General features: G+C 75.1%; 12 protein-coding genes and 1 riboswitch. Of the genes, 3 read left to right on the top strand and 9 right to left on the bottom strand.

The annotated features are described in order from the left end of the window. Positions 1 to 39: 39 nt before the first annotated feature. Complete coding sequence (locus AC3ERT_RS16215) at positions 40 to 2,211, bottom strand: SpoIIE family protein phosphatase (RefSeq protein ID WP_335979587.1); 2,172 nt, start codon at positions 2,209 to 2,211, stop codon at positions 40 to 42. A 423-nt stretch (positions 2,212 to 2,634) separates the two neighbouring features. Between AC3ERT_RS16215 and AC3ERT_RS16210 the strand changes: the two genes are divergently transcribed. After that, the gene (locus tag AC3ERT_RS16210) at positions 2,635 to 3,387 is read left to right on the top strand and encodes a phosphatase PAP2 family protein (RefSeq protein WP_435136619.1); all 753 of its coding nucleotides are present in this window, start codon (positions 2,635 to 2,637) and stop codon (positions 3,385 to 3,387) included. 82 nt (positions 3,388 to 3,469) lie between these two features. Here AC3ERT_RS16210 and AC3ERT_RS16205 read toward each other — a convergent pair whose 3' ends face one another. Further along, positions 3,470 to 3,892 carry an SH3 domain-containing protein gene (locus AC3ERT_RS16205; RefSeq protein WP_435136622.1) on the bottom strand — a complete coding sequence of 141 codons (423 nt, stop codon included), beginning with the start codon at positions 3,890 to 3,892 and terminating at the stop codon, positions 3,470 to 3,472. A gap of 118 nt (positions 3,893 to 4,010) precedes the next feature. Next, positions 4,011 to 4,688 (bottom strand): TetR family transcriptional regulator, encoded by a 678-nt coding sequence (locus tag AC3ERT_RS16200; protein WP_435136625.1) that lies wholly within the window; start codon positions 4,686 to 4,688, stop codon positions 4,011 to 4,013. Positions 4,689 to 4,853: 165 nt separating this feature from the next. Here AC3ERT_RS16200 and AC3ERT_RS16195 point away from each other — a divergent pair, with 165 nt between their 5' ends. Both AC3ERT_RS16195 and metE read left to right on the top strand, forming a co-directional pair. Continuing rightward, positions 4,854 to 6,347, top strand: coding sequence for an MFS transporter (locus AC3ERT_RS16195; protein ID WP_435174928.1), 1,494 nt, complete (start codon positions 4,854 to 4,856; stop codon positions 6,345 to 6,347). 95 nt (positions 6,348 to 6,442) lie between these two features. Then, a riboswitch (cobalamin riboswitch) is annotated at positions 6,443 to 6,661 on the top strand. Between the two features lie 175 nt (positions 6,662 to 6,836). After that, positions 6,837 to 9,155, top strand: a complete 2,319-nt coding sequence (metE, locus tag AC3ERT_RS16190) for a 5-methyltetrahydropteroyltriglutamate--homocysteine S-methyltransferase (protein WP_435174925.1) — start codon at positions 6,837 to 6,839, stop codon at positions 9,153 to 9,155. 58 nt (positions 9,156 to 9,213) lie between these two features. Here the strand turns inward: metE and cobF are convergent, their stop codons facing one another. From cobF to AC3ERT_RS16160, 6 genes are all read right to left on the bottom strand, one after another. Continuing rightward, positions 9,214 to 10,005, bottom strand: coding sequence for a precorrin-6A synthase (deacetylating) (gene cobF, locus AC3ERT_RS16185; protein WP_435174923.1), 792 nt, complete (start codon positions 10,003 to 10,005; stop codon positions 9,214 to 9,216). A 394-nt stretch (positions 10,006 to 10,399) separates the two neighbouring features. After that, positions 10,400 to 11,215, bottom strand: a complete 816-nt coding sequence (locus AC3ERT_RS16180) for a DUF1684 domain-containing protein (RefSeq protein ID WP_435174920.1) — start codon at positions 11,213 to 11,215, stop codon at positions 10,400 to 10,402. Positions 11,216 to 11,267: 52 nt separating this feature from the next. Beyond that, positions 11,268 to 11,963, bottom strand: coding sequence for a flavin reductase family protein (locus AC3ERT_RS16175; RefSeq protein WP_435174918.1), 696 nt, complete (start codon positions 11,961 to 11,963; stop codon positions 11,268 to 11,270). Beyond that, the gene (locus AC3ERT_RS16170; protein ID WP_435136640.1) at positions 11,960 to 13,093 is read right to left on the bottom strand and encodes an LLM class flavin-dependent oxidoreductase; all 1,134 of its coding nucleotides are present in this window, start codon (positions 13,091 to 13,093) and stop codon (positions 11,960 to 11,962) included. Before AC3ERT_RS16170 ends, AC3ERT_RS16175 begins: the two co-directional genes overlap by 4 nt. Before the next feature lie 12 nt (positions 13,094 to 13,105). Next, a complete protein-coding gene (locus AC3ERT_RS16165) occupies positions 13,106 to 14,227 on the bottom strand; it encodes an LLM class flavin-dependent oxidoreductase (protein WP_335979568.1) in 1,122 nt (373 codons plus the stop codon). Next, positions 14,224 to 15,663 (bottom strand): NtaA/DmoA family FMN-dependent monooxygenase, encoded by a 1,440-nt coding sequence (locus AC3ERT_RS16160; protein WP_435136644.1) that lies wholly within the window; start codon positions 15,661 to 15,663, stop codon positions 14,224 to 14,226. Before AC3ERT_RS16160 ends, AC3ERT_RS16165 begins: the two co-directional genes overlap by 4 nt. Positions 15,664 to 15,698: the final 35 nt, after the last annotated feature.

Raw genomic sequence — 15,698 nt, 5'->3', positions numbered from 1 at the left:
CGGCCTTGCCCGGCCGGGCCGCCCCGGCAACCGCCGCGGCTACCAGGCGAGTTCGGCCCACACCACCTTGCCGGTCTCCGTCCAGCGCACCCCCCAGTGCGTGGTGACCTTGTGGACGACGTACAGGCCGCGGCCGCTGTCGTCCAGCAGCCCGGTCCGGCCCTTCCGGGGCCGCCCGTTGCCGGTGTCGCCCACCTCGCACAGCAGCCCACTGACGTCCTTGATCAGCCGTACGGTGATGGGCCCGGTGGCGAAGCGGCCGGCGTTCGTCACCAGCTCGCTGATCAGCAGCAGCGCGTTGTCCCGCGTCTCGTCCCTGGCCTGCCACTGCCGCAGCCGGGTCGCCGCCAGGGCGCGGGCCTGCCCTGCGGCGTCGGCGCGGGCGGGCAGCCGCCAGGTGGCCACGTCGCGCTTGCGGCGGCCGGTCATCCGGGCCAGCAGCAGCGTCATGTCGTCGCGCAGGTGGCTGCGCGCGGTGAGGGTGGTCACCAGCCGCCGCGCGGCCTGCTGGAGGTCGTCCCAGGGGTGCACCCGGCCGACGAGTTCCGCGAGCCGGGCGATGCCCTCGTCTATCGGCACCGCCGGGTCCTCCACCAGGCCGTCGGTGTACAGGGCGAGCAGCGACCCGGGCGGCGCGGCGAAGGTGTGCGTGTCGAACGGCTCGCGCAGCGCGAACTCGGTGCCGAGCCCCGGGTGCGGGGGCGCCGACAGCACCTCGGCGGTGCCGTCGGGCAGCACCAGCACCGGCGGCAGGTGGCCCGCGCTGGACATCACCACCTGGTGGCCGACCGGGTCGTACACCGCGATGCAGCAGGTCGAGCCGAGGGCGCTGTATCCGGCGGCCAGCCCCGCCTCCGCGTCGTCCAGCAGCGTCACGGTCTCGTCCAGGTGCTCCAGCACCTCGTCGGGGGCCAGACCCGCCGACAGCAGCGCGCGGGCCTCCATGCTGAGCTGGCCCATGGCCGCGGCGGCCCCCAGGCCGTGGCCGACCACGTCGCCGACGACCAGCGCGGTGCGCCCGCCCGGCAGCGGGAAGCTGTTCACCCAGTCCCCGCCGACGCCGGCGCTGTCGGGGGTGGTCGGCTGGTAGACGCTGGCGACGTCGATGGTGTCACTGCCGGCCCGCGGCAGCAGCCGCCGTTGGAGCGCGAGCACCTGGGCGTGCTCGCGTTGGTGCTGGCGGGCCAGGTCCACGTGGTGGGCGGTGCGCGCGGTCAGTTCCTGGAGGTCGAGCAGCTCGCTGTCGCGGAAGGGGCGGTCCGGGCGGCGCCAGATCTCCGCCACGCCCAGCACGATCGGCGCGGCGCCGTCCCGCCCCTCGACGACCAGCGGTATGCACGCCAGGCTGACCGGCCGGTCGCCCGGCACCAGGGCCCGGATCAGCAGCGGGTCGCCGCCCAGGGCCCGCTCGATCGACGCCCGGTCGGGGATGACGATGGGGCGGGTGACGCCGTCGCGCTTGACGGCCTCGGCCAGCAGGCGGTTCGCCTCGCCGGGGAGGTTGTCGCCGGGCGTGAGGTAGCCCTCCGGCCAGGCCCGGTCCGGCACCAGGGCCGCGCGGCGCAGCCGGACCCGCCCGGCCGGCTGCTCGGTGACGGCCTCGCCGGTCCACACCGCGTAGTCCAGGTCGATCGCGGCGACGTCGGCCCAGGCCAGCAGGGACTGGGCCAGGGACTGCGCGGTGTCGCCGATGTCCAGGGAGGTGCCGATGGCGGTCTCGGCGGCGTACAGGTGCAGCCGCTTGGCCATCGCGATCAGGGAGACGGTCAGGCCCTCCTGGGGCGGCGCGGCGGGCAGGATGCTCATCGAGACGACCAGCTCGGTGCCGTCGTCCCGCAGCAGCCGCTGGACCCGGGCGACGTGCGGCTCCTTCGTCTCGGCGACCTGCCGCAGCCGGCGGGTGACGGTCGGGATGTCCCCGGGCGGCAGCAGGTCGGCGAAGGGCCGGCCCGCGGCGACGCTCAGCCCCGCGAACGCGGGCGCCTCCAGGTTGCGGCGGGTGATGTTCAGCTCGCGGTCGAGGTCGACGGAGCCGAGGATCTGCTCCTGGCTCTCGGGGTGGTGTCCGGTGCCGCCGCCCGGCACGGCGGCCTCCTGCGCCCGGGCAGCGCCGGCCGCCGGCCCGGTGCCGCCGTGCGGGCCGTAGTTTCCCAGCGCGCGACTGACCTGGTCGGACGGCAACGAAGACGAGGGGGATGGTGTCGAGTCCATACGCTCTCTCAGCTCGCTGGCCGGCCCCGGTGCGTGGCCGGAGGCATGCCCGGTTTCTGCGTGCGAAGAAGCCCCGAGATCCCCTACCGCACACCCATTGAATAACACTCGACGCCGCCGCGCTCGCACGGTCGGCCACGCCTCGAACACACCCGGGCACCCTGCGTTCCCCGGCCCCGTGAATCCCCCGCCACTGCGCTCTGCCGCGGGCCCGAATTCCCGCGGTGCCCTGACCCGGGCGGGCGGAACAGGGGCGGGACGAGGCACGCGCGGGGGTACGGCTGGGCGGCGGGTTGGGGGGGCACGCCGGTGGGGGCGGCGTCGACCCGGGCGGGGTCTACGTCTACAGTGCTGTAGTCATTCGGGTTTCACGCACGTGCGGCCCGGGGCGGCAACGGACCAAGGATGCGGGGCCGAGGCAGGATGTCCTCAGCGTTCACCACGCGCGCCTTCGCCCACCGACGGCTGCGGACGCTCGCGCCGCACGGCGGCGGGGCCCTCGCGGCGGCCGGGGCGTTCACGCTGTGCGCGGCGCTCTTCACGCTCCTGGTGTGGGCGCTCGGCGCGCGCGGCGGCGCACCGCTCGGGCCGGACCGCGCCGTGCACCAGTGGGCCGTCGCCCACCGCTCCGCGGACGTGGTCGCCGCCTCGCGCCTGCTGGACACGACAGGGGCCGGCCCGCTGCCCTACGTCGCGGCGGCGCTGGCCGGGTGGACCGGGTGCGCGCAGCGGACGGCGTCGCGGCGGGAGGTGTCGGCGGCGCTGTGCGGGGTGGCGATCCTGCTGACCGGGCAGGCGCTGCGGCTGGCGGTCGTCTTCGCCCTGGACCGGCCGCGCCCGCCGGTGGCGGACTGGGCGGTGCTCGGCACCGACTGGGCGTTCCCGTCCGGCCACGCCACCACGGCCGCGCTGACCGCGGGGCTGCTGGCCTGGGCGGCGCTGCGCAGTGACGCGCCGCGCGGCGCCGTACGGCTGGACGTGCTGAGCTGCGGCTGCTGGGTGGCGGCGATCAGCGCCACCCGGATCTACCTGGGGGTGCAGTGGCCCACCGACGAGCTGGGCGGCTGGCTGCTCGGTGCGGCGTGGCTGGCCCTGACTCTGCCACTGCTGTCGGCGCTCGCCGGCCGTCCGGCGGCGGCGCGGACCGCTCCGCCCCCGGGCGGGATGCGGCACTGACCGGAGGCGGCGGGAGGGCGGCGCCCCGGAGCCGCTTGCGGGACCTGCCGCGGCTCCGGGATGCCCGCGTGCTTCGGGGCCGTCAGCCCTTGGCGCCCTTGGGCACCGCGTTCATCACGTCGCTGCCGCTGCGCAGCACGTCCTTGCAGTAGGAGACGTAGCCGGTGTTGTCGACGTACTTCGCCGAGACCCAGTTGGAGTTGTCCCGCAGCAGGTACCAGATGTCGTTGCCCTCGATGTTCTGGGCGCGGACCTTGCAGCGCAGGCCGACCTGCTGGCGGTAGGCGAGCGAGCCCTTCACGGAGGAGTCCGTGCTGGGGAACTGGCGCTGGACGACGCCGTTGCCGGCGACGACCGTGCCGTAGGGCTGGGCCGGGGCGGCCGGGGCCGCCTGGGCGGCGGTGGCGCCCAGCAGGGTGGTGCCGAGCGCCGCGGCGGCGGCCAGCGCGCCCGCGGCGGTGACGATGCGGCCTCGGAGGGTAGGAAGAGCAGCGGATGTCGCCAAGGGACTTCTCCTGTTCCTGGGGTGCGGTGAGACGCATGGGGCACCGCAGAAGCTACGCCGCACGCTCCGGGGACAAGGTGGGGAAATCGCCGCGTTCAGCCGAACGTGCGAGCCGCGCTCACCCGTCTGCGGACCCGTCCCCGGCCACCCGGCCGACCGGTCCGGGGTCGGTGCCAGGTCCGGTGCCGCCGCCGGGGCCGCCGCCAGGTACGGGCCCGGCCAGCCAGGGATCGGCGTCGAGCACGTGGTGGAACAGCGCGCGGGCCTCGTCCGCGGACAGATCGTGGTTGCCGCGCACCGCCTCGTCGAGCCAGACCCGGAAGGCGGCGACCGCGCGCGCCACCAGCAGGCGGGTGTGCAGGCCGGGCTCCGCGGCGCCGCCGTGCCGGTTGCGCACCTGCCGGGCGAACCGCTGCTCCTGCTGCGGCAGATGCCAGAACGCGTCGAACCGCCGGTCGGCGGAGCTGGTGATGATCCGCCGGTACAGGCCGAGTTGCCGCCGGTGGGCCAGCGCGTAGTCCGCGAGGTCCAGCATCGCCGAGCGGACCGCCTCGCGTTCGCCGGACCCGGCGGGTGTGGCGGCGAGCGACTGGTCGAGCCGCGCCGTCATCTCCTGGAGCGGCACGTTCAGCAGCTCCTCCTTGGAGGCGAAGTAGCGGAAGAAGGTGCGCCGCCCGATGTCGGCGGCCTCGCAGATGGCGGCCACGGTCACGTCGTCGTATCCGTGCTCGCCGAAGAGCCGGAAGGCGACCTCGATCGTCGCCGCGCGGTTGTCCGCGCGCTTGCGTTCGCGCATCCCGTCGATGTGCGCCTCCTCGGTGTACGGCCGTACGTCAACGATCCGATTGAATCCTATGCACGTTCGTGGCACCGTATGCCACATGGCACCGTGTGCCACGAAATCCGCGCGGGCCGCCGGACGGCCGCGCAGGCCAGGGCATGTCCAGAGCGAGGAGCAACCGTGGTGAAGAACTCGGAGCACGCCCCCGAGGCGTCGGAGGCGGCCGCCGACGGCGACGGCCGGGCCGGCTCGGGGCCCGGCTGGCAACCGGCCGAGATCGCCGCGCTCGCGGTGGTCTCGCTCGCCGGGCTGCTCGCCTCGCTCACCCAGTCGCTGCTGATCCCGGTGCTGCCGAAGATCACCACCGACCTGCACAGCTCCACCGGCGACGTGCAGTGGCTGCTGACGTCCACGCTGCTGGTCGCGTCCGTCGCGGTGCCGGTGGCCGGCCGGCTCGGCGACCTGTACGGCAAGAAGGTCACGCTGATCGCGGCGGCGGCCGCGCTCTGCGTCGGCTCGCTGGTCTCCGCGCTGAGCGACGGCCTGGTGCCGATGATCGTCGGCCGCGCGATCGTCGGCGTCTCGATGGCCGTGATCCCGCTGGGCATCAGCCTGTTGAGCTCGATCCTGCCGCGCGAGCGGGCATCGGCGGGGATCGCCCTGGTCAGCGCGATGCTCGGGATCGGCGGCGCGCTCGGGGTGCCGATGGCCGCGTGGATCGGCGAGCACGCCGACTACCACCTGCTCTTCTGGATCTGCGCGGCCGGCGGCGCGCTGTCGGTGCTCGGCACCTGGCTGCTGCTCAGCGAGCCGCCCGGGCGCTCCACCGGCCGGCTCGACCTGCCGGGCACCGTGGTGCTCGCCGGCGGCCTGGTCTGCCTGCTGCTGCCGCTGAGCCAGGCGTCCAGTTGGGGCTGGTCGTCGCCGACCACGATCGGCCTGCTGGTCGCCGCGGCGGTGCTGCTGGCCGGGTTCGTGGTCTGGGAGCGCCGCGCGGCCTCGCCGCTGGTCGACGTCCGGGTCAACGCCGCGCCCGCGCTGCTGCTGACGAACGTCGCGTCCGTCTGCGTCGGCTTCGCGCTGTTCGCCACGCTCATCGGCACCGCCTCCTACGTGGAGGCGCCGCGCGTGACCGGCTACGGCTTCGGCTCGTCCGTGGTGGTGGGCGGCCTGTGCCTGCTGCCCAGCGGCGTGGCGATGCTCATCCTGTCGCCGGCCTCGGCGGCGATCACCAACGCGGTCGGGCCGAAGATCACCCTGGCCATCGGCGCGACCATCGTGGCGGCCGGCTTCGTGGTGCGGATCGCGCTCACCGGCCACCTGTGGGAGATCATCCTCGGCACCAGCATCGCCGGGGCCGGCACCGGCATCGCGTACGCGGCCATGCCCGCGCTGATCAACCTCGCCGCGCCGCGCTCGGCCCTCGCGGCCGCCAACGGCCTCAACTCGCTCTTCCGCTCCGTCGGCAGCTCGCTGGCCAGCGCGGTCGGCGGCACCCTGTTCGCCTCGCAGGTGATCGTGCTGGGCGGCCAGGCCATACCCTCCCTGCACGCCTACCGGCTGCTCTTCGGGATCTGCGCGGGCGCGGCCCTGCTCGGCGCCCTGATCGCGCTGACGGTGCCCACCTCGCCGCAGGAGGAGGAAGCCGCGCAGGCGGAACCGGTACCGGCCTGACGCTCCCCGCCTGATGCTCCCCCGGCCGGGTGGAACACCCCGGCCGGGGCCGCCGGGACGGGAAAAGGGGCGGCCCGGCGGCGCCCGCGCGATCTATGCTGGCGGGTGCAGCTGGTTCGCCCCTGCCCGCCAGGCAGGCGCGTCGCAAGAGGGAACCCGGTGGGAATCCGGGACTGCCCCGCAGCGGTGAGTGGGAACGACCGCCGTCAGACGCACTGGGTCCGCCTCGGACCTGGGAAGCGACGGCCAGTAGGTGTCTGCCCCCGGCAGGCGTGCCCGCGAGTCCGAAGACCTGCCCGTTGCCCGTACGCGACCACTCGCGTGCGGAAGTCCCGGTGACCTCGTGGGCGGGTCGGCGTACATGGGCAGGCAGGTGGACGAGCGCGCGCCGTCGTCGGTGCGCCGGGTCCGTACCGGTCCGGTGTGCCGCCTTCGCACCCTCGTCCCGTCGCCGGGATGCCAGGGAGACATCTCGCGAAGGAGAGTTCCGTGTCAGCGAAGTCCGCAGCCGCGGCAGCACGGGCCACCGTGTACGGCTACCCCCGCCAGGGACAGCACCGGGAACTGAAGAAGGCCGTCGAGGGCTACTGGAAGGGCCAAGTCGGCGCCGACGCCCTCCGGCAGACCGCCGCCGGCCTGCGCCGCGCCAACTGGCGGCAGCTCGCCGGGGCCGGCCTCCACGAACTGCCCACCGGCGACTTCTCGTACTACGACCACGTGCTCGACACCAGCGTCATGGTCGGCGCCGTGCCCGAGCGGCACCGCGCGGCCGTCGCCGCCGACCGGCTCGACGGCTACTTCGCGATGGCCCGCGGCACCCAGGACACGGCGCCGCTGGAGATGACGAAGTGGTTCGACACCAACTACCACTACCTGGTGCCCGAGTTGGGTCCGGACACCGTCTTCCGCGCGGACTCCTCCCAGCAGGTCGGCGAGCTGCGCGAGGCCCTCGCGCTCGGGTACGACGCGCGGCCGGTGCTCGTCGGCCCCGTGACCTACCTGCTGCTCGCCAAGGCCGCGCCCGGCGCGCCGGCCGGGTTCGAGCCGCTGTCCCTGCTGGACCGGCTGCTGCCGGTGTACGCGGAGGTGCTCGCCGACCTGCGGGCCGCCGGCGCGGCGTGGGCGCAGCTCGACGAGCCCGCCCTCGTACAGGACCGCACGCCGGCCGAACTGGCCGCGGCCGACCGCGCCTACCGCGCGCTGGGCGGCGCCGCCGACCGGCCGAAGCTGCTCGTCGCGTCCTACTTCGACCGGCTCGGCGAGGCACTGCCGGTGCTGGCCGCGGCCCCCGTCGAGGGCCTGGCACTGGACTTCACCGGCCCGGCCGCCGCCAACCTCGACCACCTCGCCGCCGTCGGCGGGCTGCCCGGCAAGCGCCTGGTCGCCGGTGTCGTCGACGGCCGCAACATCTGGATCAACGACCTCCAACGGTCGCTGTCCACGCTCGGCACCCTCCTCGGCCTCGCCGACCGCGTCGACGTCGCCGCCTCCTGCTCGCTGCTGCACGTGCCGCTGGACACCGCGCCCGAACGGGACATCGACCCGCAGGTGCGGCGCTGGCTGGCCTTCGCGCGGCAGAAGGCCGCCGAGGTCGCCACGCTCGCCAGGGGCCTGGCCGAGGGCACCGGCAGCATCGCGGGCGAACTCGCCGCCTGCCGCGCCGCCCTCGCCTCCCGCGCGGCCTCCCCGATCACCCGCGACCCCGCCGTACGCGCCCGGGTCGCGGCGGTCACCGACGCCGACGCCCACCGCGCCCAGCCGTACCCGGAGCGGGCCGCCGCCCAGCGGGCCCGCCTCGGGCTGCCGCTGCTGCCCACCACCACCATCGGCTCCTTCCCGCAGACCGCCGAGCTGCGCACCGCCCGCGCCGACCTGCGCGCCGGGCGGATCGACCCGGCCGGCTACGAGGAGCGGATCAGGGCCGAGATCGGCGAGGTGATCTCCTTCCAGGAGCGGACGGGCCTGGACGTGCTGGTGCACGGCGAGCCCGAGCGCAACGACATGGTCCAGTACTTCGCCGAGCAGCTCACCGGCTACCTCGCCACGCGGCACGGCTGGGTCCAGTCCTACGGCACCCGGTACGTGCGCCCGCCGATCCTGGCCGGGGACATCTCCCGGCCCGGGCCGATGACCGTGCGCTGGACCTCCTACGCGCAGTCGCTGACCTCACGCCCGGTCAAGGGCATGCTCACCGGCCCGGTCACCATGCTCGCCTGGTCCTTCGTCCGCGACGACCAGCCGCCCGGCGACACCGCCCGGCAGGTCGCCCTCGCACTGCGCGACGAGGTGGCCGACCTGGAGGCGGCCGGGACGGCGGTGATCCAGGTCGACGAGCCGGCGCTGCGCGAGACGCTGCCGCTGCGCGCGGCCGACCGCCCCGCCTACCTGGCCTGGGCGACCACGGCCTTCCGGCTCACCACCGCGGCGGCCGGTCCGGCCACCCAGATCCACACCCACATGTGCTACGCCGAGTTCGGGGACATCGTGCAGGCCATCGAGGACCTCGACGCCGACGTCATCAGCCTGGAGGCCGCCCGCTCCCACATGCAGGTCGCCACCGAACTCGCCGGCCGCGGCTACCCGCGGGAGGCCGGTCCGGGCGTCTACGACATCCACTCGCCGCGCGTACCGGACGCGCAGGAGGCGGCGGCCCTGCTGCGCAAGGGACTTGAGGCCATCCCGGCCGAGCGGCTGTGGGTCAACCCGGACTGCGGCCTGAAGACCCGCGGCTGGCCCGAGACCCGGGCGTCCCTGGCCCACCTGGTGGCAGCCGCCCGCACGGTCCGGGCGGAGCTGGCCGCGAACTGACCCGGCCCGGCCGCGGGTCGGGGGGCGAGGGCCCGCCGGTCCGCGGCCGGGCGCCGGGTCACGGCCGGGTGCGGCGCAGCAGGTAGGTGTCCATGATCCAGCCGTGCCGGGCGCGGGCCTGCGCCCGGACCTCCCGGATGCGGTCGGCGACGTCGGCGAGCGGGCCGGCGACCAGGATCTCGTCCGGGGTGCCGAGGTAGGCGCCCCAGTAGATCCAGACGCCGTCGCCCTCGACCTGGGTGAAGGACTCGTGGGCGTCGAGCATCACGACCACGTCGCTGTCCACGCCGCCCTCCTGTCCGGGGAAGATCTCCGGGAGGCGGCGCGCGGGGGTGATGTGGACGGGCCGGCCGACCTGGTTCAGGCCGATCCGGTGCCGGGCGGCCAGCGCGGAGACGCTGCTGATGCCGGGCACCACCTCGACGTCGAAGGCGACGGTGCCGCGGGCGGCGATCTCGTCGAGCATGCCGAGCGTGCCGTCGTAGAGCGCCGGGTCGCCCCAGACGAGGAAGGCGCCCGCCTGGCCGGGCGCCAACTCGTCGCGGATCAGCTGCTCGCAGGCGTCCGCGCGCTTGCTCCGCCAGTCGTGCACGGCGGCGGTGTACGCGCCGCGCCCGGCGGCCGCCCGGTCGCGCGGCGGGTCTTCCGTCTCCACGATCCGGTGCGGCCGGTCGGAGTGCTCCTCGATCACGGCCCGCCGGAAGTCCGTCAGGGACGCCTTGACCGGCCCCTTCCCGATCAGGAAGAAGACGTCGGCGCGGCGGATGGCGCGCACCGCGCCGAGCGTCAGGTGGTCGGGGTCGCCGGCTCCGATGCCGATGACGAGGAGGTGGCGCTGCTCCGTGCTCATCTGCGGGCTTTCCAGGTGGTCGGTGGAGAAACCGCTGGTCCGCGGCAACCGCGCGCCCGCCGGGGGCGCGCTGCACGAAGCGTACGCTGCGCCGCGCCACGCCCGTCAGCGGGCCGTGGCGTCCCAGGCCGTGCCGGACACATCGCGCCTGCCCGGCGGGGCCCGGCACGCACGCTCCCCCCTGCCTCCGGCGGGAGGCGCCCCCAGCGTTGCCGGTCGTCGGCGCGGCCCGCCGCGCTCTGTTCCCCAGCGCTTCGCCTGGGCTACCCCCATCCTCCGCCGTGCGATCGGGGGGCACCGCCCATGCCGTAGGCCACGGGGGAGCACCAGACCCCGTCGGCCCCCGACCTTTGGGCGGGACGACGCTACGGGTCAGGCACGGTCCGGCCGCCCGTCACCGCCCGGCCGGGATCTTCTCGCCGGCCTCGATCGGCACCGGCAGGTGGTTCTCGGCCGGCGGCAGCGGGCAGGTGGCCAGGTCGGTGTAGGCGCAGGGGAGGTTGGCGGCCCGGTTGAAGTCGATCAGGACGGTGCCGTCGGCGTCAGGCGCGGCCAGCGACAGGGAGCGGTTGGCGGCGTAGGTGGTGACCCCGGAGGTGGCGTCGGTGAACAGCACCAGCAGGCTGCCGGGGGTGCGGCCGTTGAACGCGGTGAGCCGGTGGGTGGTGCCGTCGAGCTCGAACTCGACCTCGCCGGGGGCGTCGTAGACGTGCTGGAGGCCCTCGACGGCGGCGCCGACGGTCGTCGGGCGCGGGGCGTCGAACGGCAGGTAGCGGCCGGTGCGGGCCCAGCGCGGGTCGGGGGCGTAGGCGGGGGTGCCGGTGAAGTCGCGCAGCAGGGCGTTGTCGGGGTGGCGGGGGCGGAGGATGTCGTGGCCGCCGCGCTTGGCGATCTCGATGACGGCGTCCCCGGCGGTGGGGAAGAGCCCGTCGCGTTCGGCGATCACGCCGAACGCGTGGCGGCCGCGCAGGACCTGGCCGTCGAGGGTCAGCTCCTCGCCGTCGGCGAGGTCGACCACCACGCCGTCCTCGGTGGCCGACCAGGCGCCGGGCGCGTCGGGGAAGCGGGTGGGCGTGGCGTCGAGCCAGCGCAGGCTGGTGACGGCGAGGAAGCCGTGCGGGTCGGCGAGGACCCGTTCGTGCGCGGTGTGCCACTCCTCCCACTGGCGGGTGAAGGTCTCCTGCGCGGTCGCTTCGGCTTGTACGGTCATGGCGCTCCGTTCGGGGGTCGGACGGGCCCGGGCGGGCCGGGCCGGGGTCGGTTCAGCGGTGGTCGGTGTTCTCGCGGTCGGCGGCCTGTTCGAGGCGGCGGAACCGGCTGGCGTGGAAGACGAGCGGCGTGACCGCGTGGTCGGCGTCCAGCGCGTGCACCCGCAGCAGCACGATGTCGTGGTCGCCGGCCCGGACCAGCTGCTCGACGGAGCAGTCGAACCAGGCGCTGCCGCGGTCCAGCAGCACCGCGCCGTCGGCGGTGGCATGCCAGTCCAGCCCGGCGAACCGGTCGGCGCCGCGGGCGGCGAGCTGCGCGCAGTCGCGTTCCTGGTCGGCGCCGAGCACGGTGACGCCGAGCCGGGCGCGGCCGGCCAGCGCCGGCCACGTGGTGGAGGTGTGCGCCACGCACACCGACAGCAGCGGCGGGTCGAGGGAGACGGAGGTGAAGGAGTTGGCCGCCATGCCGGTGGGCACCCCGTCGACCAGCGCGGCTATCGCGGTCACGCCGGTGGGGAACGCGCCGAACACCCGGCGCAGTTCGGTGGCGGAGAGCGCCTCCTCCCCGGTGGGCAGCCGGCGCTGCGGCCGGTCGGGGTGCGGCGGCCGGGCGGCGGGGTCGTCGCGGTGCGCGGGGTCGTCGAGGTGGACGGGGTCGTCGCGGTGGACGGCGGCGGGCGGGCGCGCCGGCTGGCGGGCGCCGCGCCCGTCGTGCCGCTCGTCCCTGCGCTGCGCCCTGGTCGTCGTCATCGTCGCGTCCACTCCTCGGCCAGCAGCTGGTACGAGCGGACCCGGTCCGCGTGATCGTGGGTGATGGTGGTGATCAGCAGTTCGTCGGCGCCGGTGGCGTCGCGCAGCGTCTCCAGCTGGTCGGCGACCTGCCGCGCCGTCCCGACGAACTGCGTCTCGACCCGGTCGGCGACCAGGTCCCGGTCCTCGTCGCTCCAGGCGAGGGCGCGGGCCTGCTCGGGGGTGGGGAAGCGGATGGCGCCCGCGCCGGTGCGGATGCTGCGCACCCACGGGCCGTAGCCGGTGGCCAGCTCCCGCGCGGTGCCCTCGTCCGCGGCCACCACGACGTCGGCGGACACGCTCACATACGGCCGGTCCAGCTCCGCCGACGGCACGAACGCCGCCCGGTAGCCCTCGGCGGCCTCCAGTACGGTGGCCGGGCTGACGTGGTAGTTCGCCGCGAACCGCAGCCCGTGGGCGCCGGCGGTCTGGGCGCTGATCCCGGCGCTGCTGCCGAGTATCCACACCTGGAGGTCGGCGCCCTCGCCAGGGACGACGTGGGCGGCAGTGCCGTCCTCGGTGGCGTAGTCGCCGCCGAGCAGCGCGAGGATGTCCGCGATCTGCTCGTCGTAGGGCTGCGGCTGGGCTCCGGGCAGGGTCATCAGGCGCTGGTGCAGGGCGAAGCGGGGCGAGGTGAGCAGCTTCTCGGGGGCGAACCGGGCGGGGATGCGCAGGCCGTTCGGGGTGCGGCCGTCGACGACGGGCGTGGTGGCGGTGAGCGCGGGCTGCCGGCCGGCCGCGGGCGGGACCGGCCCGCCGGAGCGGCCCAGGCCCAGGTCGAAGCGGCCGGGGTGCAGCGCGTCGAGCAGCCCGAACTCCTCGACGGTGGACAGCGCGGTGCGGTGTCCGAGCTGCACCGCGCCCGACCCGAGCCGGATGGTGGAGGTGGCGGCCGCGGTCAGGGCGAGCACCACCGCCGGGGAGGTGCCGGCGACCCCGGGGTTGAGGTGGTGCTCGGCGAACCAGTGGCGGGTGTAGCCGAGTTGTTCGGCCTGCCGGGCGAGGTCGATGCTGTTGCGCAGGGCCTGGCCGGCGCTGGAGCCGGTGGAGATCGGCACCAGGTCCAGGACGGCGAGCGGGGTGGGGGCCACGGATGCTCCTTGTCAGGCGGCCGCGGACGGGGCCGCGGCGGGGTCGGACGTCGGCGCGGAGGGGTCGGGCGCGGCCGGGGCGCCGACCGGGCCCCAGGGCCACGGCGGGTCGGGGATGTCCCGGCGCAGGGTCGGCGCGATGTCCGACTGGAACAGCGCGAGCGCGTCGCGGTGCTGGGTGTCGGTGAGGCCGTCCGCGTCGGCGTGCAGGTGGAGCACGCTGTGGCCGAACTGCTCGTGGTAGCGGTGGACCTTGTCGATGATCTGCTGCGGGCTGCCGATCAGTGCCGAGCTGCGCGCGACGAAGTCCTCCAGGGTCGGGAAGACCGGTTCCAGGCCGAGCCGCTTGGAGAACGCGAGCCGGCCCTCGAAGACGGGGCGGTAGGCGGCCAGGGCCTCCTGCGAGGTGCGCGCGGCGTAGTAGCCGGCGCTGCCCGCGCCCACGGTGGCGAGCGCCGGGTCGTGGCCGTAGTGCGCCCACCGCTCCCGGTAGTAGCGCACCAACTCGGCGTAGGGCTCGATGGGGTTGGTGACGTTGGCGGAGAACAGCGGGTCGCCGTAGCGGGCGGCGAGGTCGACCGACTCGCGGCTGGTGGCGCTGCCGTGCCAGACCCGGATCGGCTGCTGGAACGGCCGCGGCCACACCTCGGCCTCCTCCAGGGCGGGCCGGAACCGCGGGCGGGCGGTGGTGCGGTCCTGCCGCCACAGGGTGCGGAACAGCTCGTAGCTCTCGGCGTTGCGGTCCCACTGGTCGTCGGTGGTGACGTGGAACAGCTCGCGCTGGGCGGAGCCGTTGCCCTTGCCGACGATCAGCTCCAGCCGGCCGTCGGAGAGGTGGTCGAGGGTGGCGTAGTCCTCGTAGGCCCGTACCGGGTCGAGCAGGCTGAGCGTGGTGACCGCGGTGAACAGCCGGATGCGGGAGGTGAGGGCGGCGAGGTGGCTGAGCACCACCGGCGGCGCCGAGGAGATGAACGGCCGTTCGTGGCGCTCCCCGACGCCGAAGCCGTCGAAACCCAGCTCCTCGGCGAGCAGGGCGTTGTCGACGACTTCCTGGAACCGGGCGCGGGTGGACTTGCGCTCACCGGTGACGGGGTGGGGCGCGTGGACGATCAGGGTGATGGCGAGGAACTTCACGACGCCGCCCTCACCTCACCGGCCGCGGCCGGTGCTCCGGCGCGGGCCGGGCCCGGGCGGTCGGGGTGGGCCAGGCCCAGGTGGTCGCGCAGGGTCTCGCCCTCGTACTCGGTGCGGAAGACGCCGCGCTCCTGGAGCAGCGGCACCACGGTGTCCGCGAACTCGTCGAGGCCGCCCGGGGTGAGGTGGGGCGCGAGGATGAAGCCGTCGCTGGCGTCGGCCTGGACGAACGCGTCGAGCTGAGCGGCGACGTGCTCGGCGGTGCCGACGAAGGACTGCCGCCCGGTCAGTTCGATCACCAGGTCCCGGATGGAGAGCTTGCGTTCCTCGGCGACGGCCCGCCAGCGGGCGGCGGTCTGCGCGCGGTCGTCGCGGTGGGCGTCGGCGCGGCCGCGGCCGATCGGCTCGGCGTCGGTCAGCGGCTCCACGTCCGGCAGCGGGCCCTCCGGGTCGTAGGCGCTCAGGTCGCGGTTCCACAGCCGCTCCAGGAAGGCGGTCGCGGTGGCCCCGCTGACCTGCTGGCGGCGGATCACCCGCGACTTCTCCTCGGCGTCGGCCGCGCTGTCGCCGAGGACGAAGCTCACGCCGGGCAGGATCAGCAGTTCCTCGGCGGTGCGGCCGTACTTCGGGAGGCGGCCCTTGACGTCGGCGTAGAACGCCTTGCCCGCCTCCAGGGTGCCGTGCCGGGTGAAGATCGCGTCGGCGGCGGAGGCGGCGAACTCCCGGCCCTGCTCGGAGTCGCCGGCCTGGAAGACCACCGGGTGGCCCTGCGGGCCGCGCGGCACGTTGAAGTGGCCGCGGATGTCGAACTGGGTGGTGCGGTGGTCGAACCGGCCGGGTCCCGGCGCCCGCAGGAAGGCGCCGCCCGCCCGGTCCGCGATGACCTCGCCGCCCGGCCAGGAGTCCAGCAACTCCCGTACGGCGGTGAGGAACTGGCGGGCCCGCTCGTAGCGGTCGGGCTGGGCGAGGTAGCCGCCGCGGCGGAAGTTCTCGCCGGTGAAGGCGTCCCAGGAAGTGACCACGTTCCAGGCGGCGCGACCGCCCGAGAGGTGGTCGAGCGACGCGAACTGCCGGGCCACCTCGTAGGGTTCGTTGAAGGTGGAGTTGATGGTGCCGGCCAGGCCCAGCCGGTCGGTGACGGCGGCGAGCGCGGCGAGCACCGTGAAGGTGTCGGGGCGGCCGACGACGTCCAGGTCGTGGATGAGGCCGCCCTGTTCGCGCAGCCGCAGCCCCTCGGCCAGGAACAGGAAGTCGAACTTCGCCCGTTCCGCGGTGCGCGCCAGGTGGACGAAGGAGCTGAAGTCGATCTGGCTGCCGGCGGCCGGGTCGCTCCACACGGTGGTGTTGTTGACGCCGGGGAAGTGCGCGGCGAGGTGGATCTGCTTGCGCGGCTTGCCATTGCTGCCGGGTGTGCCGGTCCGGTCGGTGCTGCTCATGCGGGGTCTGCCTCCTGGGGCTTCGCGCGGGTCGC

This window comes from Actinacidiphila sp. bgisy145, assembly GCF_057708125.1.
This window is presented reverse-complemented; position numbering and strand designations above follow the sequence as displayed.